The following is a 21,077-nucleotide window of genomic DNA, read 5'->3' as shown; positions in this document are numbered from 1 at the left end:
ATGCACCGATTTGGTGATTGCTTATTACGTTGTGACCCAACTCCGTACATGTTCGGCTAACTATACAGTGATCAGATTACATATTTTTTATTAAATAAAACTCAGAACGAGGATCGGCGACTAAATTAGCGATTATTTTGTATTCCGTAAATCGGACATTTAGCCATATTTTCAATTGGATTGTTTATTTGCGACGGCAATACCAATCTCCGCCAAACTCTAAAATCCCCTGTGGCAAATACGTTTGCTCCACCAGTTTATTAAAGCGGTATAAGTCAACGGATATTTCTGCATTCATCGTTTTCATAGCAGGTTGGGCTGAATTAAAAACGATTGTGGACGGCATATCTGAAACGTAAAAGTCTGCCGGGTCGGCCTTGGCCTGGACCACAAGTTTATGCGTAAGTTTACTAAATTCAACTGTTATTTTACCTTCACACGCATTAATTGTTCTATGTACGCTTAAACCTTGTAAAGATGGATGAAGTGTCACGTTTTGGGTGTCTGATAGGTATCTGCCAGCCCATAACTCAAGCGGCAGCGCTCCATCGCGCCCGCCTGAAACCAAAAGGCTTATGTCTTTATCTGTCGCCATAATAAAAGCAAAGCTACTAGCTTGATTAACGCTCCACTGCCGATCAATGTATGCTGTGCCTGAACCAGAAAAACTACTGTTAGAGTCGCTGTAAACATAACGGGTAGGCGTTCTCAGGCTGAAAACGAACCATTGATTTTCAATAAAAGGTAGCTCCGTCAATAATCCAAAGGGGCTCGCTCCTGGGTTTGGCCAACCCCAATAATGCTTGTCGGAGCCTAGCTTCTCAGACGAGAAATAGAGATCCGGAAGAGTCAGCTCAATACGGTTCTGATTCGCTTCCACTACGCCTGGGATGCTATAGCTGAATGCGTAGGGTTCCTCTGGGTCGCCGTCGGATAGCTGTACATCGTCAAAAAAATAGTCATACACCCTGGTGGCGCCTGTCCGCGGCGTAAACACCACGTGAATGTAGCCTTTTTCCTGCAGGCTGGGGGCGTCGCCCATAATGTAAGTCTGCAGGCTCACCTTTATATAGCCCACTTCAGGGTCGTTTATGTAATAAAACCACTGTTCATTCCAGGGACTTTGTGTTGGCGTATGAGGCTTTATATCGTCCAAAGTGGTGGCGTTAGCGCAATTAATGAACAAAATAACTAACACGGACAGAGCGCGTAATATCATTTTCAATCTCCGGATAAATTGCTATCCATAAAAAGATTTATATCTTTTGGTCTAGTTCAGGCGAGGTTGAAAACCGCTGGTGGACATATAATGATCGAAGTTGGCCAGCGGTTTGTTTGCCGAATTAATACATCGTTATATATGTTTCTTTATCGACATATATTGGCGTCGCCGTAATAGGCGCCGGCGGTGCATGAAGTTCCCGTTGCGCAATGTTCATCCGATTGGCAATAACATTCGCCTCTTGCATTGCAGCCTGGAGTTAAATAATTATCGAGCGGATCTTCACCGCTGATGCGGCGCCAGAAAGGATTTGTGAAAATATTGTAAGGGTCCACCTCCGCTTTAAAGGCGAGAAAGTCATTCCACTTGGGATAACGTGTTGGCATGTCTTCAAATATGGTGACGGAGTTTTTCCCCCAGTGCGGACGCGCGTGGTATTTGCGTAAGGACATCTGTTCTATTTCAAGGTTAACGAAGTAGTTTTTGGGAACCGCCGCGCCTTCCTTCCTCAGTGTGTATTCGATGCCCAAATAAGCTGAATCACGTCCTGCATTCATACCCAGGTAGCTTGGAGACGCTTTTCCGAAACGAAAGTAAATGCCGTTTAAAGGAAAGCAGGTGCGCGGGTGGGCGGCGAGAACTTTTCTAACGTCTGCGATCCAGGAAGGTAAATCGTCAATGGGGATGGCGACCTCCTGCAATGCGATGGGAAGACGATCCCAGATGCATTTATTGGGGTCTTTGCATTTGAAATACTGCATGCGATCAGAGTAACCAATAGGAGACTCCAACACTTTTCCGGTGTCGACATCACGATAGTAAGAGGTAGAGCGACTGCTGAATCTCACCGCCGCCGCCAGGCATTGCAAGCCGGACCCAGGCACTTCGTGCAGTGCGTCGAATAACAAACCGAAAAAGAACTCCTGTATATCGGAAACGTCAGCCTGGGCGTTATAAGCGTTTCCGGGAGTATCTAAAGGAACGGGATTGTAGGTCGTGACGGTATATCTGCCGAGACCGGGAAACCAGGCGACATTGGCGGAATAGTTGCTGCGGGCGATGTTGAGAATGACGTCTTCCAGCTTGTCGTCAAAGCGGAAACCTTGCACGCTGGCGGCGACTTTAAAGGCCTCTTCCAGCTGGATGGTCACTTCCACTACTACGCCAAGGACGCCAAGATTCACCCGGGCGGCGTTGAGTTGCTCGCCGGTAAGTGTGCGTACGTCACCGAGGCCATCGACGATTTTCAGCTCCGTTACATAATCGGCGATCATATTGCTGGGCTTGGCCAGCGTGGACCCATGCGTACCGCTGCCGAGCATGCCGCCGATGGTGAACGTGCCGAGTTCCGTCACCATATTCACCGCCAGCTCCTGACTGCGCAGAAATTCGTTCAAATCGGTAAAACGCATTCCCGCCTGCACAGTGACGGTTTTTGAGGCCGCGTCGAAGGACACGACCTTGTCCATGTTTTTCAAGGTGATCTGAACCTCCCCATCCTGGGTGCAGGCGGCGTCGATCTGACTGGCGAATTTGCGGTTGCCGGTCATGATGGTGCGACCTTCGGCCAGCGCAGTGCGGACGATGTCCTGGACTTCTTCTATGGAGGCGGGGTCATAAATGGCGCCAGGCGAGCACTCGTAGGTGCCTTGATAGTTCTGTAGTTTTTCGGGCTCCTGGTTGCGAGAGTATAAAGTTACGGAAAAGCCGGAAACAAGAATTAGGATCAGCAATAAAAGACTGGTTTTTATACGCGTCATGTTCGTTCTCCAAAAAGTTATGCTTATTTTTTGTGGGCCGAACCAGCGCATTCATGAACTGCCTGATATGCGTCTAGCTGAATCTCGGAAGAATGTAGGTTTCAAGAACCTCCCTGACTCGTTGTGAATGGCATGGCATTTTTTCCCGGAAAAAATCGGCGTAGTTCGCTTTATAGGCGTCCGCTGGGCGTGGTCCGATTTCCGGCCGCCATAGGGCGTGATTGGTCGTGGCGAAACTCAGATCTTGATGTCCGAGTATGCAAACCGGTCCCTGCGCCAGATTGCGGGCGTCGAACAGCCAGAACTCTTTGCCGTTGGACTGGGGGCCACTGGGATGTTTGCGTACGACTGCGGTAAAGATATAGCCGTCGTCCTGGGCCAGAGAGCCTGGCCGCGACATAAACTGAGGGGTGCGCATCACGCAGTCTTCGGGAAACTGATAGGCGTCCGCAATAAGCATGTTGCGGCAATCCATATGGATCAGCGCTGAAGGTATGGCCGTTTGCGGCAGGCTGTCGTTACTGAATAGACGGTTGGGGTATTTGCGATACGCATCCGCCACCCGTTTGACTAAGTGTTCGGGTCGATAGCCGATGGCGGCCCAATAGATATGGTCGAAAGTTTCTGGAAACTGGAAATGGCCGCGGTAGGCCGGGTCGTTCATGTCCCAGAGCAAGTGCTCGTCACGGATCAGGCGGAAATCCTCTTTGATTTCCCAGGCGGCGTCAGCGCTGACTTTGATGCGCGCCTGCACCAGTCCGCCCACATCCACTGGCGCTGCGGGATATCCGGCTACGTCAGAGGGGACCCAGCCGCCGAAATGTAACAACTCAAGATAAAACTGCTGTTCGGATTTATCCATTGCTCCCAGATATTGCCCGTAAAGCGTGATTTCGCCGTCATAATCGTCGTAGTTGCACATGATGTCCGAGGTATCGAAATCCAGTTCGATGTAATCCGCCACCACTTGGCCTGCGCCGCTGTTCAGGTCCGATTTGCGGATGATCCATACCGGGGTGCGGTGTTTCTGCGGAATGACGATGCGGGTCCCCATGATGCGGGTGGCTTCCACTCTGGCCGCTGTTTCGAAGATGAGAATATGGTTGCGAGTGACGCCGAGAGAGTGGGCGGTGGCGGTAAGATAAGCGTTGGCGCCCTGGCGACTGACCACGTTCCAGGCTTCCAGCGCCCCCTGCAAGTTCCACCTGATCAGGCGCAGATACCCATCGGAGGCGCCTAGCTCGCCGATGACTCCGCCGTAATTGATGGTGAAGCACTCGCCGCGCTCCAGGTCAAAGAAAGGGTGCCCGGTGGTGCGAACCTGAGGGAACAGCCACTTGTCTGGAGTGAGAGCGTCGGCGATGGGTGGAAGGCTGGTGCGCCATTCGCCCGGGTTGCCGACTGGCGTCATCAGGTCCAGGCTAATGGCGTCGAACTCGTAGGGAGGACCGCCTTCGTAACTCAGCGCGAAGCGGTTGTCGCCCATATAGTTCGGCGCCGTGTTGCAATAGTTCATGAAGCCCAGGTTAGGGCTGTAATAGACCGTGCCTCCCAGCAAATAAAACTTATCGAACAAACCGCTGACATGCTCCTGCATGATGGACGAGTGAGTTTCGATCATTTTGCGTTTGTAGGCTGCCTGATTGGGGCCGAAGTCGAGACGGGTGAGGGCGCCTTTGCCTGTGGGCGTCAATTGGTTGCGCTCCAGCGGAATCCCTTCGGCCATAAATACGTGGCCATGTATGTCGCCCGGCAGGGCGCCGGCGATGATATCCAGAAAGCCCTCTGATGAGGTTAGGTCCCCTTGCATAATGGAAGTCGGAAAAGAAGACTCCGGCAAAGAGGGATAGTACGCCAGCGCCGCATTTGGCAATAGTGAGACGGCTCCGGCTGTCTTGATGAAATCTCTCCGATTCATGCTCTTTCCCTGTGCGTTATGAGTAGAAATGCAAAATATGAACTTCGTTAAAAAAATTGGCCGGGTCACTTACGAACAAGGCCTAGTGTTCTCCGAGGTCCATAAATGGCGTGGTTAATGGTTCCGGGCGAGGCGACATGAGGCAGTTATTACGGTTAGACGCTCCTACTTGTCCGTGCGCATATCCTTTGGCTCGGCAGGACGCTGGTTCCTGGCCGGCCGGTCGTTCGATCCGGTGGTATTGGATTACATCTGACTCATGTTTCTCTGTGCGAAAGAAACATGACTAATAGTCGCATCACAAATATAAGGGATAGCATATGGCTATTAAATGTCCAATTAACGAAAGCAATAAGTGCGTTATTGTTGGAAATGGCCGCAAAATTAACGATTGTCCACAGTCCCTAGGGTAAACGGCCAATCGAGCTCTGCGCCGAAACTGATTAATGTGTCGCCCTTGAAATGGCGTGCGGAGGAACGTCCTGCAGCGCGTTGTCCAAGTTGTTGAAAGTGAAGGTGATAACTTATCGCTTATGGATGCGGATTCTAACTGTCCAGTCAAATTCCATCGCTATGCTTATCGCCGCATTAATTATGGGAGGGCTTTCTGGCGCAATGCTTCACGTTCTAAATTCTGTTTGTCATAATGCGGAAATGCGGCCCTTGGCCAGGGCGCGGATCATTAGCGGCGCGCGCCACGCCCAACATGCCCTGGAAATGCGTGCAGACGCGCTTTCTGAAGGAAAGGAATCGAGTTACGCCAACATTGGCGAGCTTGAACATCGAATGACCGATATGTGACTAATGGACTGGAGCTGCAGCGTGATCACCGTGTCTCCTCAAATTCCCAATTATGAAATGCTTGATGAAATCGCTGAAGGCGGGATGGCCAAGGTTTTTAAGGCCAGACAGCTTCTTGCGGATCGCATCGTCGCCATCAAGATTATTTCTCCGGCTATTTGCCTCAATAAAGAATTCCGTCAGCGGTTTATTCAGGAAGCGCAAATCACCGCCAAGCTGAATCATCCGAACATAATTCAGATATATGACATTGCGCCTTTTGAAGACACCTTCTTTATTTCCATGGAGTTCATGGAAGGCGGTTCACTGACGGAACGCATTCGCTCCGGTCGTCTGACCAGAGACGAGTCCACACACATCATTCTGCAACTGGCGGAGGCCATGAATTACGCCCACAAGCTGGGTTATATTCATCGCGACATCAAGCCAGGCAATATTTTGTTTCGTGCGAACGGAACGCCGGTGCTGTCGGATTACGGCATCGCCAAGTCGCTTTACCACCGGGGCGACCTCACCACGACAGGCTCGATTCTGGGCTCGCCTCCCTATATGAGCCCTGAACAGGCGATGGGGCGACAGCTGGATCATCGCGCTGACTGGTACAGCCTGGGGATAGTGTTTTACCAGATGCTGACGGGTTCCGTGCCGTTTGAGGCCACCGACCCGATCAGTCTGGGCATCAAGCATAAGCAGGAACCGCCGCCGCCGCTGCCGTCCCATCTACGTATGTATCAGCAGCTCATGGATTTGCTGCTGGCCAAAGAGCCAGAGCGGCGCTTGTCTTCTTTGGATGAGTTTCGCGCTCATCTGGAGGCGATTAAAAATGTCCCTGTGGATACAGATGCGACCTGTCTGTTCACAGTGGAGTCTTTGAAGACGGCGCATGGAGAAACGGCGGCGCAGGAAAGCCCCACCACAACCCGTCGAACCGAGCGGGGCGGATCTGTGTCCTCCGGCGTATGGCGCGCATTGGGCGTAGCGATGATGATCGCAGCGGTTGTGGGCTACGGGGCGTATAAGCATATGACCCGTCCTGCGCCGACTTATCCTTTTGTGGTGGTGACGGAACCCGTGGGGGCGACGGTGGCCTTTGCCGGAGAAGAGGGCGCCTATGCGCCGGGAACGCCATTGCCGGAAGGCGACTACGAAGTTGAGGTGACCGCCAAGGGCTTCTGGCCGAAATCCTTCACGTTGAGCCATAGCGCCGGGCGCCATTCGCATTATGTTTCGCTGAAGCCCGCCAAGACTGCTTTTACGGTGGACGTGACCCCAGCGGATGCGAAAATTCGCATACTCAATATTCAACCCAAGTATGAAGAGGGCATTCCGTTGGACCCTGGCCGCTATTTGCTGGAGGTGAGTGCGCCTGGCTATGAAAAGCTGACCCGGTGGACGGAAGTCAGCGGAGAGCAGTTTACCGAACAGGTGTTTCTGGTTGAAAAGGACGCGTTGGAATCTCTGAGCATAGCCTTTGTCGATATTCCCGGCGGTAAATACCGCATAGGGTTTGAGGATGGCGGCGTATTATGGGGAGGCGATCCGGGACAGGAAGTGACCTTGGCGCCTTTCAAGATTATGGCGTATGAGGTGACCTTTGAGCAGTGGGACGCCTGTGTCGCCGATGGCGGCTGCTCCAATAAAGCGGATGACCGGGGATGGGGACGAGGGCGTAATCCGGTTATCAGCGTGAGCTGGAATGACGCCGAAGAATTCGCCGCCTGGCTGTCCGTCAAAACCGGCAGAAGCTTTCAGCTACCCACGGAAGCGCAATGGGAGTACGCCGCTCGCGCAGGCAGTCGCAAGCGTTTCTCCTGGGGAGATCAGATTAGCCATAAGTTCGCTAATTACGGCAAGGATGACTGCTGTGGCGGATTGGTGAACGGCGCCGATAAATGGCAATTCACCTCCCCTGTCGGCTCGTTCCCCGCGAATCAATGGGGCGTGTATGACATGCATGGCAATGTGTGGGAGTGGGTGCAGGATTGCTGGAGCGAATCAATAAAAGGCGTTCCTGCGGACGGCTCCGCGCGGACGGCGGGAGACTGTCGGCGCCGCGTCTTGCGCGGCGGCTCCTGGTATAGTCCGCCTAAGTCAATGCAGCTGGTCAGTCGCGACGCCAATGGCGTTGATGTCCGCTACCAGGTGAACGGATTCCGCTTGGTGGAGACGCCCATCCAGGCGCCCGCCGCAGGTTCCGCCGCTCAGTAGGGGGAGACGATGCGGGGCCGCGCGACGAAAAGCTGTGGGAGTCCGCCCCTGTCTCTCGCGGCTGACCGTCGCGGAGGCGTATTCATGGGCCACTTTATTAACATGCCAATATCAATGCCATGTTAATAGTGCTGGGATAGCGCGTAGGCGGAAACTTCCCGCACGATGGCTTTGATATCGCAGGCGTAGAACCCAGAACTGTTAAAGCCATTGATCTCCAGTACGAAAAGTTCCCCGGCGCTGGCTGCGACATCCATAACGAACACCGGAGCAGGGCTCCATATAGCCGCCATCTTTTCCGTAAACTTAACCACGGTCTCAGGGGCGCCGCAGGAAACCTGCATTCTGCCGTTTGCGCGATAATGGCTGGCCGTGACGACTTTCCCGGCAACGATGAACAAGCGCCACTCATGCTCAATGTCTTTCGGTTGCGCCGCTACCATGGTCAGCGATAAATCCACCGTGAAGCCGCCGGGCCTGAGCTTATCCGCCCAGTCCCTGAACGCTTTGAAGGTTGTAATAGCCCCTGCAAACTCTTTCAGATCTCCATCTGGTCGAATGAAGAATATTTCCTCGTCGCCTGCACCACTTTGTGCAAATTGCTCCATGGACAGAATCCGTGCGTCTGCGTTTAGCAAATGAGCGCCATAATGCTGAAGCGCCTCTGAGAACAAAAACAGGCTTTCATCGAAATAAGCGCAGGGACGCCATTTGCCGGAGCGATGCGCGTTAGTGATGAAGTTGGAGGAGCCGTAGAAAATGGCCGTTCTGTCGCTGGGGATATCGGGAAGGTCGGTCGCAAACGGGATGACTTTGATCATGGCGCAGTCGTAGCCCAGCTCACGGCAAGAGGATTCTATCGTCGCTGCGTCGGTGCTGTCGCCAAGGTTGCTTTGCACGACCCAAAGTAGTTTTGAGGAGCTTTCAGGAAGTAATTCGCTCATGGGGCTCCGAGGTCTCCTGTGAATTGACAGAGTTTATAACTCTAAGTCCGCGCCATTGAAGATGGCATGGCATGCTTATATACTCCGTCTTAGAACTTAGGTTTTGACGTTTTCTGGAGCTGATTTATGCGTATGCCCCGTGAAAGATAATCTGAAGCATCCTGCTTCCGCCAGCCGAGTTATTCTTCTTTCCCTGATTTCAGGGCTGTTTTAATCCATTCTTTTCAGTATTTCGCGTTTCAGTCGAGAAACAGCGTCCATCTTTTCCTTGCCAGTTTAATCAACGCCTTCAGATAAACCGCCGTTTCCAGCACCTTGCGGCACTCCATTTCGATAAAGCCGACCTGAGCCTTTTCAAACCTGTCGTAGTCGCCGGTTTCTATGGAGATTTTCATGTAGCGGTCGCTGTACAGGTCATTGCAGGACTTGATGCAATACTTGTCATGAGCGATGAACTGCATGGCCGCCGGTTTCAGGTGCTTGGGCAGGCTCTCCAGATTGCAGGAGTCCATAAGCCCTTCTGACGTGGACAGGTAGAACTGATAGGGGAGTCCTTTATGTTTCTTGCTTGTGTCGCTCTGATACTGCGGCAACTCATTGCGAAAGGCCTCGAACTGCGAGCGAATGTGGCGCACATAATTGTCAAAAGGCGTTTGCAGATAGCCATTCATTAGCGCGCGCTTGCTGTCGAGATTGAGATCTTCCGATGGTCGCGTCAAACCCAGAGGAAGCCAGCGTCGCCAGCGACTGACCTGTAGTTTATGGGCGATGGCTTTTACCGCCTCGTCGATTTCCCTGCGGGTGGACAGCATCAAGCCAAAGTCCTCGAACAGCATTTCCACCAAGGCGTCCATTTGCGCCAAGGCCTGTTGCTGCGCATTGATCAGGGTGAGGTAGTAGCGGGCGGCGGGAATCAGAATCTGGATCAGTATGGCGCCCAGCACCACTGCGACGATGCGGGGGTCAATGGCGGCGATCCAGCTTTTGCCCGCCTCTGGATGCAGAAGCTCCTGTAGCGGCGAGCTGAAAATGCTGAGAATCATTGCGATGAGCACAGCGCTGAGCGCAATCCAGACGAAAAAAGAAACGCGCAGAAATCCCCACGTCCACGGCATGCGGCCTGTCCTTCGAATATTGGGCTGATGAAAGGGAAATATTAGAAAATTAAAGCACTTGAAAGTCAAAGAAAGGTCGTTTCGTTAGCGATGCTGCGATAACTTCAACTATGTGATGACGCTTGCGCCTCCCATGCCGCTCCGTTGGTCAAGGCGTGCAGGCGAAAGTAGAAGGTAGCGCCGCAGTTCGGTTCGGAGTGGTAACCGATTTGACCATGGTGGCGTTGCACGATCTCTCTTGAAATACTCAGCCCCAGGCCAGTGCCGCCTTTCAGGCGGGTGTCGGAGCTATCCGCCTGAGCGAATTTTTGGAAGATTTTATTGCGGAACTCTGGGGGAACGCCTGGCCCCTGGTCCTGCACAGAGACCTCCCAGTAGTGGGCGTGAGCGTTTAACTCCAGTTTTACCGCCTCGTCCGAAGGAGAGAACTTGATGGCGTTGGAGATCAGGTTGTCCAGCACTTGCCTTAACCGGTCCCGGTCCGCTTTTACAAACGCTGGCTGCGCCGGGGCGTTGAAAGCGAGGGAGATAGTCGCTTTTTCCGCGAGCTGTTGATTTGCGCTTAGGGCTTCTGAAATGAGCTCTCGCAAGTCGAGTCGTTCGAAGCTGAACTCCAGACCGCCGGACTCTATTTTCTGGATGTCCAGCAAGTCGTTAATCAGTCGCAGCAAGCGTCCGCAGTTTCTGTAGGCGATATGCAACATCTGTTTGGCCTGATCGGGCAGCAGGCCGAGACGGCCGGAATCCAGCAGCGCCAGGGAGCCGTTGATGGCGGTCAAGGGGGTGCGCAATTCATGGGAGACGGTGGAAATAAACTCGTTTTTCAGAATGTCCAGACGCTTGCGCTCACTGATGTCGGCGATGAAGCCGCTGTATCCGTCCATTTTGCCCGCCCCGTCCTTGCTCCGTTGCAGGTGGATTTCCACCCAGGGGGCCCGCTCCAGTTGCAACGCGTTCAGGCGTAGCTCCAAAAACAGGCTGGACTCTTCCAGCCGGGCGATTTTCTGTAGCGCCTCCTTTAACTTCTCACAGTCGTCCGGATGGAAGTAGTGAAATATTTCGCGACCAATGGCGTCCTCAGGGCTTTCTCCGGTTAGCCCGCTCCAGGCGGGATTCAGTACTCGCCACTGATAGGCTTTGTCCGTTTGAAAAATGACCTGCTTCAGGCCGGTGAATAATTCCTGGTAACGAGTCTCCGCTTTTTCCAGTCGCTCTGATTGATCAATGACCGCCTTTTCGATTTTGACGGTATGCGCTGTCTCCAACAGCAGGACGGCGGTAAGCAGGCTGCCGAACAGGACAGCGAGAATGAGCGCTATCCAGGGCGTGATGGAAGAATCCTGTTTCACGAACAACCGTGTGGGCGTGATGGATACTCGCCAGATGCGTCCTGCGATCTCCATCTGCATGGTTTGGGTGAATGTGTCTTCAAGAGGGTTGTCCGCTTCGGTTTGCCGGGAGATGAACAGCGCCTCCGGTTGCTCTGGCTCAGTCACATCGAAAATTTCGATATGAAACAGCTCAAGATTGATGTCCTGGGACAAGCGGTCAATGAGGTTGCCGACTTGCACTGAACCGACTACGAATCCCATTATTCGTCGCGCTTCGTCCGACTTGGGGGTTTGCGGAGGGCCGGAATATACCGGCGCGATACAGATCGCGCCCTTGCCATAATTTCCTACCAGGGTGATAGGCGCTGTCAGTGTGAGTTCGCCACTGCGCATGGAGCTCAAAATGGCGCTGCGGCGTATTGCGTTGGAATGCAAGTCGAACCCTTGTGCGGCGCGGGTGATTTCATTATTGGGCGTAACATAGAGTACGGGCGCGTAATAACTCCGCTCCGCGGCGGGAATCTGCTGCTGTCCCAGAGTTTCGAGTATTTGAAAATCCTTTTCCAAAAGCAGTGACGCCCAGTGTTCGAAGTTGGAACGGCTGGCGTTGTCGATGTAGGGCGCCCAGCCGAGTCCGCTGATATCGCGATGAAAGTTGCGAAACTGTGACGCATAGCGCTCGAAGTCCTGTGGCGCAACGACTTTTGGGCCTTCAAACAGCAGGGCGAGAGCGCTGACGGCATTGTTGACGCCCTGCACTTGATTGAATATGGACCAGCGAAGCTGTACGCCCTGCTGGCGCACATCCTCTTTAACCTGTTTCTGATCGGCCTGCACCAGATAGTAGTGGGTGATGACGGCAAGCATGAAAGCCGTCAGCCCTGGCAATGTCACCAGCAGCCGCCGTTTGAGCGGGCTGTTTTCTTTTAGCAGCCATAGCAACAGAATCGGGGCGAAAATCAGCACGCCGAAGGTGTCGCCGAACCACCACGCCAGCCAGTGAGCGCCAGCGTCTTGAACATGGATGACGCCCAGGCTGGTCATCAGGCCAATACTGATGGTGGCGCTGATGACGCAGGCGACTGGTCCGCCGAGTATCAGTAAGCGCGCAACATCCCCTTTTTTTTCCAGATAGGGACTGAAGTCCTTGCGTGCGCGAATCAGGGTGGCGCCGGCAAGCGCCTCCAGGGGAGCGCCAATTGAAATGGCGAGCGCCAGCATTGCTTTGCTGAAAGAATCGGCCTGCTGGGAGAACAACTGCACTGCGAAACTTGCGAACCAGATGGCGGGCCAGACGCCGCGGCCATAATGAATCATTCCCGCCAGTGCGATGCCGGCGGGAATCCATACCGGGCTGGCGTTGCTGCCGGGCAAAGACAATAGCAGACCTGCGCGGGCGGTCAGGAAGTAGGCAATGGCCAGGACGCATGCCGGAGCCAGAGCACTGAGTTTCGTTGGCCACTGATGATTCGCCATGAACGCGGGCAACCTCCTGTTGGGCTAAAAAATGATCAGCGCCATTTTGATTATAGACACAAGTATGTGAGATAGCGGCTGGATATAACCTTGGGGATTTATTAATCAGGCGCTTCCCTGCGTCTGATTATTCGCATGGCAATGATATTGGCATGCTAATAATGCCTTGAAATCACTTACAGTTTTTTACATTTGTTTACCCTTGGGAACCGCTATGTCGTGGGTTTGAGAGGTTGACTTCTGTATGATGCGCATGCCTTAGCAAAGGGTGACAGGTAGTTTCTTTTAGAAGTGTCAAACATTTAGCCGCAGGCGCTTTCCCCTCTTTTTTCATATGGATTTCTTTTTGACGTGTCAGGGTGGTCAATGATCTCAGTAAAACAGTTTTACGCAATCACACTTGTCGGTTTCAGTGCGGCTATCTCCGCTAACACTTACGCTACGCCGGTGAGCCTTGGCGCGGCGGCGAACTACAACGGTTTCTTTCACGGCGACTTCACTTCTTCTCCCAATGACAGCGAAGGCGCGCTGGCGGTAGGCGGCGACGCCAATTTGACCGGTTATACGCTGAACGCGTTCCGCGAGAATGATGGTCTGGCGATTGTAGTCGGCGGCGACTATAGCCATGTCGGCGGCGATATCCACGGCGACGCGCTGGTTGGCGGCCAGTTCACCACCGCCAGCGCAGGCATTTTTGGAACTGTGAAGGACCATGCAGTGTTGCCCATCAATTTCGATGCGGAATTCGCCAAGCTGACGCAGCTTTCGAAAGAATTGTCTCTGGCGGACTCCCTGGGCGTCACCGAACAGTGGGGCGCGTTGACGTTCCATGGCGACAACACCGGCGGTCAGCAGATCTTCAATATCAGCGAGAAGGATTTCGAATCGGTCTGGGGCTTCTTCGCCAAAGACATCGGCCAGCATCAGGAGTTGATCATCAACGTGGCGGGCGACGTGATCGACATCGATCCCGCCGACTACAAGATCAAAGCCAGCGATTGGGCCTGGGCGGGCAATGAGACCAGCGTGATCTTCAATTTCTATGAAGCGACGCAGATCAATCTGTCCGCTGGCTTCTACGGTACTATTCTGGCGCCGGGCGCGGACATTTTCGCCGACGGCGGCCATGTTAATGGTCAGGTCATCGCTCATTCCTGGCAAGGCGCCAACCAGCTGAACTGGCGTCCTTACGAACATAATGTGGAGCTGCCGGAACCGGCTGCGTTTGGCATGATGCTGTCCGCGCTGGCGATAGTAGGGGCGGGCGCATTGCGTCGTAAGCAGCAGGCGTAACGATCGAAAACAGTCAGTGGCTGTGAATACAAAACGATGAGAGAAGGCCCCGAATCCGGGGCCTTTTTTGTGGGTGGCCTTGGCTGATCAGGAAGAGACGGGCGCTTCCTCCGCCTCGGCGTCGTCGCCTTTTCGCCCCAGGTTGACTTCGCTTTGTTCTGGCTCAGTCACAGGCGCGGCGCTAACGAAGCGGGCGCGCTCCAGGTCCAGAAGGGAGTCGACATGGTTTGCGTTGATCTTGAACACCTGAGGACGGTCAGAGCGGGTGAGAATGTAATAGTCTCCTTCTTCGGGTTTGCTGAAGGTCAGCTCAAGAGATTGTTCGCCTTGGGCGTTTTTCTCTTTTAGCTGTAAGGTAAAGCGCAGCTTGGGTTCGCTCAGGTTATATTCCGGCTTCACTTCCGCGCCCAATACGTCTTCGAAGCGCATGTCCGCCAGGGACGCCAGTATATTATGGGCGGCTTCTTCATTTGTGATTTCGCCTTCTTGCAAGCCTTCCAGGTCCCATTTATCGCCGTTCTTATTCAGAACGATATCTTTGATTTTGACCTGGCTGATGCTTTCCTCAGGAACGGCGGTCAACTTATTGTCCACCCAGTCTTTACCTGTCATCGGAAGCTCATGGGTGGCGTAATTGACCGCGAACACGGCGTCCTGTTCATTCAGGCGCGCGTGTACTTTGCGATACCCGGGGGATGTTCCGAGATAAAGCGTGGCCAGCGTGTCGTCGCCCTGGATCAGCTCCAGTTTGCGCTGAAACGTATCCGCGGCGACTTCAAAGCGCTTGGCTCCGGAGGTAGAGGTGGCCACCGGCCAGCCAGCCTTAAGCTCTTTCAGCTTGGTCAGCATGGCGTCCACTTTGCCGTCAATGACGGGCAGGTTGTAGTAGCTGGCCACTACCCAGCCGTCCTGTTGTTTCTTCAGGTCGACTTTCGCCGTTTCTTCGCCGTAGATACGAATGGCGTCAGGCTGCCTGGACTCCAGGTCGAGCAGCGCCTGATCGGTGTGGGTGTACGCCGGCTGCGAGCCAGGCCAATGCAGGGCGACGATCAGCGCCGCCTGCGCTACCAGCGCGACGGAGAGTAATTGGGTCCACTTGGCGTTCATTGATCAAGCCCTCCCTAATTCCAGCATATCGGCGTAGTAACTTTGCCGACGGTTGAACCATAAGCGGAACAATACATACAACAGCGCCAGCCCGGCGATCGCCAGTCCATAGTTCAGATACTCCCAGAACTGCTGACGCTCTGCGCTCATGGGATAGAGCGTGTTGGCGAAATGGCTGCGTGAGCGGATTTGCAGCAGGCTGCGATCCTCCAGTGACCAGTCCACGGCGTTTTGCACCATTTGTATGGAGTTGAGATAAGGCGCCCGTTCGGTGGAGCTGATCAGGCTGATGGTCTGATCATTCAGGAACTCGTTGGAGGAGAACAGAATGATGCGCGCGGATTCCGGCGATTTATCAATCACGCCGCCGAAATGGGTTTTCTCTGTTTTGTCATCTTGCTGTCCCGTCTGATCGCTTTCAGTGGATGCCTGGTCCGTTTCATTGACGTCCTTGGCTTTGCTCAACAGAGGGGACTCCTTGTCTTTGAACGAGGACTCGAAACGCCCTTCCAAAGCGACGCCCACCAGATAGGGCTCCGGTTCTCCTTCGCTGGTCCAGGGGCTGATGCCGCCGTCGGCGGAAACGCGAGGCGTGACGTCCAGCTTGTCGGAGACCCAGGATTGCGGTGAAGAGTGCAGCAGCTCGGTGACCTGTAGCGCCTGGGTTTTTTCCTTGTCCAGCTCTATGGGAGAAGCCCAGCTCATGGTGACGTTAGGCAACCCGGCGGTGATTGCGGAATCCTGGTTCATGCCGGTGTCGCGAATGTCGGCGAAATAGGGGTAATCCAGCAGTCGGACTTCCCGGAAAGACATGCCGCCCACATTACGTGTGACCGGAATGGGGAAGCTGGCGTTCTGCGGGTCCAGCACCATGGACTGAGCGAGGTTGATCCCGTAATTCTGCAGCCATGTCTCCAGCCCGGAGGTATGTTTGCCCGCCGTGAGGGAGCTGGAGGTCATGCGGGTTTGATAAGGTGAGGTGGACAACAGGACTGTGCCGCCTTTCATCAGGAACTGGTCAACGGCGAACAGTTGTTTGTCGGACAGAGACTCCGGCGCCGCCAGCATAAGAATATCGGCGTCTTCCGGGACCAGACCGTCTTTCAGGTCGACAGTTTTAACCGTCATCGTTTCCATCAGCTTGTCGCGCAGCGTTTTGAAGCTGGGAGAACTTTGTTGACCGAACTGTTGCATGTAGGGGTTGGCGTCGTCTTCTGGAACCACTAACGCGAGGGTTTTGGTGAAGCCGGAAGAGAAGCGTTTCAGCCCGCTTTCGATATTGCGCTTGAGCCCTTCCTTGTCGAGGGAGTCGGGGAGGGCGACTTGCACATATTGTTTGCTGTCGTTCATCAGCAGGTAGAAGTAGAAACGTTCATCGGACAACAGGCTTGTGGCCATGGGTTGCATGCCGAAATCCTGCTGAATCTGCTGCGCCAGGGAGCCGTCGCCCGCGTTCGGGTCCTGCATTTCATAGCTGAATTTGCCGTTGGACTCCTGTTTGACTTCCGCCAGTACGTCATTCAGGTCCTGCGCCAAGGATTGCAGTTCTTGCGGCAACTGCTGCGCGGAGGAGACGTAAGCATTTAGTTTTACCGGGGTGTTAATGGTGGCGAAAAGGTCACCCTGGCTCTGGTAGGCGTACAGCACTTTTTTAATGGCTTTGGTGATATCGTATTCAGGATTACGCAGACGTACGTCCAGATCCGACTCATTGCGATCCTTCACTTCGATCAGATCGCGGAAGCCCAGTACTTCGAACTGGTCGCCGTAGCTGACCAGGACATTGAAGTAGGAATTCACCAGTGACGCCTGATACTTATCCGACACCTGGAAAGGCGTCGGGCGGATACTGTATTTGTTGTTGGCTTCGTCCTCCAGTTCGGGGTTGCTTTGCGGATCGACGAATTCCACTCGGACTTTGGCGCCGCCGGCCACTTCATATTCTTTGATCAGGTCCCTTAGCTGGGGAACCAGAGGCGCCAGCAGAGGATGGGTTTTGGCGGAGAAGTAGCCGCGAATCAACAACGGTTCCTGTAATTGATTCAGGTAGTCCCGGGTGGCGTCGTTAATGGAGTACAAACTGCCGTCGGTGAGATCCGCGCGCAGTGTTTTGACTTCGCTCAGCCACAGATTGGCGGCGAACAGGTTGGCGATCAACAGGCCGGAGACGGCGTACCAGGCGCGATGGTTGGAACGCGCGCCATGGCTGCTGGACCAGCGTTGCTTCTCCAGCGCCAGCACGTTCAGCGCCAGGAACACGCCGACCAGGCTGAGGTAGTAATACAGATCGCGAATATCGATGACGCCGCGGGTGATGGATTCAAAACGGGAGCCGGTACCCAGTTGTTTGAGGACTTCCCCTGTGGTGTAGCCGAACAGATCCACGAGGGTGTCTGAGCCCAGCAGATATAGCAGTGAGCAAACCAGCACGGTGACGATCAGACTGACGATCTGAGACTCATTTTTGGCGCTGACATACAGGCCAATAGCGAGGTAGGCCGCGCCGAGACAAAGCGTGGCCACATAGGCGCCGATAACCGGCCCCCAGTCCAAGTGTCCGAGATAAGACACGGTCAACGGAATCGGCAAGGTTAGCGCCATGGCGATGAGCAATAGGATGAAACAGGCGATGAACTTGCCCAGCACCAATTGCAATGGCGTCACCGGCAGCGTCATCAAAAACTCAATAGTGCCCATGCGTTTTTCATCACTCCACATGCGCATGGTCAGCGCCGCCACCAAGAAGATCAGCAGCAGGGGCATCCACTCAAACAGGGGACGCACGTCGGCGATGTTGCGGGCGAAGAAGGCTTCCACCCAGAAGAAAATAAACAGATTAACCGCCAGGAATGCGGCCAGGAATACAAACGCCACTGGCGAAGAGAAGAACTGAGAGACTTCTTTGCCGGCCATTCGCAGTACGTTTTTATCAGGCAGCATAGGGAACCTCCGCAACCTGATTCACTTCTTTGAAGACCGTCTCCAGGTCGCGCACTTCCGGGTGCAGCGCCAGGATGGGCACATTGGCTTTGATGAGTTTGCGTGCGACGTCGGACACGAAGCTTTCGTCCACATGCGGCAGCGACGTGTTCAGGGCGTAAGTGGACGTGTCGCCGTCAGTGGCGATCGGTTGAATGTCCTGCACCGCGCCCAGATCCGCCAGCGCGCTTTTTATTTGCGCCTGTCCGGAACTGCTGCGCAACAGAAGTCGTTGTGATTTCTGCAGGTCCGCCAGTGAGGAATCCAGCGCCAGCTCACCATGACGGATCATCAGCACGCGATCACACATGGCGCTCACCTCCTGCATGATGTGAGTGGACAGGATCACCGTGGAGTGGCTGCGCAAGGACGTGATGAGGTCGCGCATGTGTTGTATCTGGGAAGGGTCAAGGCCGTTGGTGGGTTCATCGAGAATCAGGATTTTGGGGCGGTTGATAATGGCTTGAGCGACGCCCACTCGTTGCCGATATCCTCTGGATAAGGTGCTGATGGGGTTGAGCGCCTTATCCCGCAAATCGGTGCGAGCGACGGCCTCGATCACCGCCTGACGACGCTTGTCCGCGGGCGTTCCTCTTAGCTGAGCGGCGTAGTCCAGGTAATCCACCACAGTCATTTCCGGGTAAGTGGGCGGGTTCTCCGGCAGATAACCCATGTCGGCGCGCAGGGCGAGTGAGTGCTCGCGCATGTCCTTGCCGTCGATGCGGATATCGCCTGAGGAAGGCTCAAGATAGCCCATCAGCATTTTCATGATAGTGGTTTTACCGGCGCCGTTATGGCCAAGAAGACCAACGATACGGCCGCTTTCGATATTGAAACTCACGTTATTGACGGCGGTGAAATCGCCGTAATGACGACTGAGGTTCTGGACATTGATCATGGAATCATGTCTCCCTTCTGACATTTACAACGAATAATGCTTATAGATTATGCTCGGCGTTGCGCCGAGATGGTTCCGGGGGGCTCGACGTGAAACGCCACTAGAGCCGACACCCGGGCGCTAAAATTTGGGGCTTTAATATAAGAAAAAAATGGTCCCATCGAGAAAAATTAATGAAATTTAACCACTTGTCGCATATAGGGCGAGCGCTGGTAAGTGCCGGCGCGTATGAGATAAGAGTCAGGTGGAGGGGGTATTAATCACTAACTGCAAGGCGTCACCGAGAGTAGGGGCGAAGCCCAGACTGCCCTCGACGGGTTTCACGTTGGCTTTGGCCAGGGTGCGCAAAGGTTGAAACTGCAGGTCCGCCAGAATCAATGTTTGTCCCCGTTGCTGGCAAAGCCGGGAAAACTTGTTGAATGCAGAAAGACCGCCGGCGTCCAGCAGGGAAACGGCGTCCATATATAGAATCAGACCCTGTTTTGTCGCCGTCAGCATGTCCAGCTCGGAGAACACCCGGTCGGCGGCGGCGAAGAACAGGGGACCGTTAATCTTATACACCGCCCAATTGTCCGGCAGCGGCGTGGAGATCAATTTGGGATGAGTGGAGATATCGGAGACCTTGGTCATCATCGATATATCGCGCATAAACAGCAACGCGGCCAGGACGATACCGGCGGAGATCGCTAACACCATATCGAACAGCACGGTCAGCGTGAGGCAGGTCATTAATACCAGAATATCTCCAGTAGGCGCTTTCTTGATCAGGGCGACCACCTTATGCGCCTCGCTCATATTCCACGCCACCATTAATAACAGCGCCGCCATGGACGCCATCGGCAGGTAGGCGAGCAGCGGTCCCAGCGCGATCAGGCCGGCGAGCACGACGGCGGCGTGAATCATGCCGGATACAGGGGATTCCGCGCCGGAGCGATAATTGGCGGTGGAGCGTGCGATGGCGGCGGTGGCGGTAATGCCGCCAAAGAAAGGAACCACCAGATTGCCGATGCCTTGGCCGAGCAGCTCGCCGTTGGCCTGATGCCGGCGTCCTGTCATGCCGTCCAGCACTACAGCGCAGAGCAGGGACTCTATCGCTCCCAGCATGGCGATGGAAAACGCTGCAGGAAGCAGGCGTTCAAAGGTGCTCCATGTCCATGCCAGCGGCTGTCCGTCAGGCCCAGGCTGCAGCCAGGGCCAGGTAAAATCAGGAAACAGGCTGGGAATGCCATGGCCTACGCCGCCGTCCGCTAAGGGGTAGGTAAAACGCGAGCCAATGGTGTCTACGGGGTGACCCGCCGACGCCAACGCCAGAGCAACGGCGACGCCGAGCAGAATTGCGGGCAGGTGCCCGGGAACCGGCATTTTTAGGCGCGGCCACAGGATCAGTAACGCCAGAGTCAGTGCGGCCACCAGGACATTGCCCCAATCCAGTGTCGGAAACGCGAGCGCCAGGGCCTGTACTTTGCCGATGTAAGTCTCTGGCATATCCGTCAGAGTAAGGCCGAAAAAATCCTCGATTTGTAATGTGGCGATGACGATGGCGATGCCGGAGGTGAAACCCAGAGTGACGGGCTCGGGAATGTATTCAATGAGACGCCCCAGACGCGCAAGAGCGAGCCCGATCAGGATAAATCCGGACATCAATGTCGCCATTAATAAGCCTGCCAGCCCGAACTCAGAGGCGACAGGGAACAGGATCACCACAAAGGCGGCGGTTGGACCGGAAATACTGAGTCGGGAGCCTCCTGTCAGCGCAATCAGAAACCCGGCGATCATGGCGGTATAAAGTCCATGTTGCGGCGGTACGCCGCTTGCGATCGCCAAGGCCATGGCCAGCGGGATGGCGATAATGCCCACGGTTAGGCCAGCGATAAGGTCCTTACGAAAGCGGTGAAGGTTGTAGGGCTCTTTTATGCAGCTATCGACAAAGGCGCTGGCCAGACGTACCGAACGCAAGTGCGCGCGATGTGGCATATGGACTCCGAAGATGTGAGGTTAAGGATCGCAGCGCTGTTCAGGCCTCAC

13 protein-coding genes are annotated in these 21,077 nt (G+C 54.4%); 3 read left to right on the top strand and 10 right to left on the bottom strand.

The annotated features are described in order from the left end of the window. Positions 1–184: 184 nt before the first annotated feature. From AC2IBB_RS23880 to AC2IBB_RS23870, 3 genes are all read right to left on the bottom strand, one after another. Positions 185–1,219 (bottom strand): hypothetical protein, encoded by a 1,035-nt coding sequence (locus tag AC2IBB_RS23880; protein ID WP_486329217.1) that lies wholly within the window; start codon positions 1,217–1,219, stop codon positions 185–187. A gap of 149 nt (positions 1,220–1,368) precedes the next feature. Further along, on the bottom strand, positions 1,369–2,982 hold the full coding sequence (locus AC2IBB_RS23875; RefSeq protein WP_486329215.1) for a D-arabinono-1,4-lactone oxidase: 1,614 nt from the start codon (positions 2,980–2,982) through the stop codon (positions 1,369–1,371). A 73-nt stretch (positions 2,983–3,055) separates the two neighbouring features. Beyond that, a complete protein-coding gene (locus AC2IBB_RS23870) occupies positions 3,056–4,900 on the bottom strand; it encodes a carotenoid oxygenase family protein (protein WP_486329214.1) in 1,845 nt (614 codons plus the stop codon). Between the two features lie 492 nt (positions 4,901–5,392). On the opposite strand from AC2IBB_RS23870, the gene AC2IBB_RS23865 reads away from it, so the two are divergent. Continuing rightward, on the top strand, positions 5,393–5,701 hold the full coding sequence (locus tag AC2IBB_RS23865) for a hypothetical protein (protein ID WP_486329213.1): 309 nt from the start codon (positions 5,393–5,395) through the stop codon (positions 5,699–5,701). Positions 5,702–5,722: 21 nt separating this feature from the next. Then, on the top strand, positions 5,723–7,909 hold the full coding sequence (locus tag AC2IBB_RS23860) for a bifunctional serine/threonine-protein kinase/formylglycine-generating enzyme family protein (protein WP_486329212.1): 2,187 nt from the start codon (positions 5,723–5,725) through the stop codon (positions 7,907–7,909). 122 nt (positions 7,910–8,031) lie between these two features. On the opposite strand, the gene AC2IBB_RS23855 is transcribed toward AC2IBB_RS23860, so the two are convergent. The 3 genes from AC2IBB_RS23855 to AC2IBB_RS23845 all read right to left on the bottom strand — a co-directional run bounded on the left by AC2IBB_RS23855 (position 8,032) and on the right by AC2IBB_RS23845 (position 12,775). Continuing rightward, positions 8,032–8,853, bottom strand: coding sequence for an ATP-grasp domain-containing protein (locus AC2IBB_RS23855; RefSeq protein WP_486329211.1), 822 nt, complete (start codon positions 8,851–8,853; stop codon positions 8,032–8,034). 239 nt (positions 8,854–9,092) lie between these two features. Further along, a complete protein-coding gene (locus AC2IBB_RS23850; protein WP_486329210.1) occupies positions 9,093–9,968 on the bottom strand; it encodes a hypothetical protein in 876 nt (291 codons plus the stop codon). A 104-nt stretch (positions 9,969–10,072) separates the two neighbouring features. Then, positions 10,073–12,775, bottom strand: coding sequence for a CHASE domain-containing protein (locus AC2IBB_RS23845; protein ID WP_486329209.1), 2,703 nt, complete (start codon positions 12,773–12,775; stop codon positions 10,073–10,075). A gap of 366 nt (positions 12,776–13,141) precedes the next feature. Between AC2IBB_RS23845 and AC2IBB_RS23840 the strand changes: the two genes are divergently transcribed. Then, the gene (locus AC2IBB_RS23840) at positions 13,142–14,068 is read left to right on the top strand and encodes a choice-of-anchor A family protein (protein WP_486329208.1); all 927 of its coding nucleotides are present in this window, start codon (positions 13,142–13,144) and stop codon (positions 14,066–14,068) included. Between the two features lie 87 nt (positions 14,069–14,155). Here AC2IBB_RS23840 and AC2IBB_RS23835 read toward each other — a convergent pair whose 3' ends face one another. From AC2IBB_RS23835 to dauA, 4 genes are all read right to left on the bottom strand, one after another. After that, on the bottom strand, positions 14,156–15,175 hold the full coding sequence (locus tag AC2IBB_RS23835) for a DUF4340 domain-containing protein (RefSeq protein ID WP_486329207.1): 1,020 nt from the start codon (positions 15,173–15,175) through the stop codon (positions 14,156–14,158). A gap of 3 nt (positions 15,176–15,178) precedes the next feature. After that, complete coding sequence (locus AC2IBB_RS23830; RefSeq protein ID WP_486329206.1) at positions 15,179–18,115, bottom strand: Gldg family protein; 2,937 nt, start codon at positions 18,113–18,115, stop codon at positions 15,179–15,181. Beyond that, entirely contained in the window at positions 18,105–19,052 is a 948-nt protein-coding gene (locus tag AC2IBB_RS23825; RefSeq protein WP_486329205.1) for an ABC transporter ATP-binding protein, read from the bottom strand. The genes AC2IBB_RS23830 and AC2IBB_RS23825 overlap by 11 nt, the downstream gene beginning before the upstream one ends. 240 nt (positions 19,053–19,292) lie before the next feature. Then, positions 19,293–21,026, bottom strand: coding sequence for a C4-dicarboxylic acid transporter DauA (gene dauA / locus AC2IBB_RS23820; RefSeq protein ID WP_486329204.1), 1,734 nt, complete (start codon positions 21,024–21,026; stop codon positions 19,293–19,295). Positions 21,027–21,077 lie beyond the last annotated feature (51 nt).

Source organism: Hahella sp. NS-SX17, from assembly GCF_057367735.1.
This window is presented reverse-complemented; position numbering and strand designations above follow the sequence as displayed.